Annotated in this window: 1 protein-coding gene; it reads right to left on the reverse strand. The window is 51.9% G+C overall.

The features are described 5' to 3' along the window. Window positions 1-777: 777 nt before the first annotated feature. Complete coding sequence (locus NB063_RS31855) at window positions 778-954, reverse strand: hypothetical protein (RefSeq protein ID WP_250933855.1); 177 nt, start codon at window positions 952-954, stop codon at window positions 778-780. Window positions 955-1,377 lie beyond the last annotated feature (423 nt).

Genomic DNA, 1,377 nt, shown 5'->3' on the forward strand with positions numbered 1-1,377 from the left:
TGTGGGTAATGACAAGGACGTGAGTCCGTGGTTTGGGCAAGCCAAGCGAAGCAAGTCGCAACGCGACGACACAAAACTCGTGCGTGTCCACGAATGAACCACCGGGTGCGGCATCTGTCATCGCTTCGCGACTTGGGATGTGTGGAGGCGACCCGACCCCGGACTCGCGTCCGGGGCTTTCGCCTGCCGTCGCTATCGCGACTTAAAATGGAAGCAATGCTAACGTGGCCGTGTATTTCCACGTCTTCGCAACGATTTAGCAGTCCGGGCTAACACGCTAATGGCTATAGGAGTTTGCCCAAATGTTCCTGTCTACCTGCGTGGATAGCGGGGCGTGGCTGATGATCGGGAGTGACTAGCTCGCGATCGCCTGCTGCCCAGCTCGATCCGTGTCGACAAGGGTCGTGAGTTCAGGTCAGCCGTACTGGAGCAGTGGGCGCGCCAGCTGCGTGACGTGTCGCTTTAGCGATCGCTAAAAACGAACGCAAGAACCCGCGGCGAGGGACTCAACAAGAATGGTTCATCTCTTATAAAGACGAAATGGGAAGACAGCGGCCTCCCGTGTCGTCGACAGCGAATGTCAATTCCATCGCGTTTCGTGGAATGTTGCCCCCGCAAAGGCTTCGTTCGGTCCCGCTCGGAAATCCAATTCAAAACGAAGCCGTGGTTCGCCCACTACAGTCGGTACATTATAAGAGGGAGTAGGCGAGTAGGTCAATGACATCAGCCGGCGTAATTGGATATGCGGAATGCCGGCAGCATTCAAGTAATGCTGTCCTACTCGGGTTTGTAGTCAGCTGCTTCTTGTACCCTTTTATCAATCTCTGCTTGAAGTTCTTCAGGTGTCATCTCAGGTACTACCACCTTGTTGTCGGCTCCTCCGCATCCAACAAAAGCAAGTAATAGAAAACAACTGGCCATTAGCGCCAAAACTTTAGTTTGTAATTGTAACACGAAAGCCTCTCGTTGGTTACTTGAGTAAGGATCTTTGCGATCGCGGATAGGCAACCGCCATTGAATGCAAATTAAAACATATAATGACAAATGCGGCAGTACCAAAGTTAATCGGATGCGGCAAACACTTAAGAGTTGCGGGCCGGTAGCGGGGTATCACGCCGGTTATGTGAGGAAGGCGAGTATTAAGAGTCGACCATCACAGTTGGCAATCGCAGTTTGTTGTACGTGTATTCGTGCAAGTGTTGTGGTTTGATCGCTGAAGTCAAGTCGTTCGCAATTGAGCGGCGTGTTGTTCCCCGTTATGTCGCGTTTGTTGTTGAGACTCGAGATGTCACTCTCATAAGCAGGTACATAAAATGATTCGGTATTACGACAATTCCGCTGATCGTGATTGGTTCGGCGTAGGCCGGACCAAGGAGC

It is taken from the genome of Aporhodopirellula aestuarii (assembly GCF_023701485.1).
In the GTDB taxonomy this organism is placed as follows: domain Bacteria; phylum Planctomycetota; class Planctomycetia; order Pirellulales; family Pirellulaceae; genus Rhodopirellula; species Rhodopirellula aestuarii.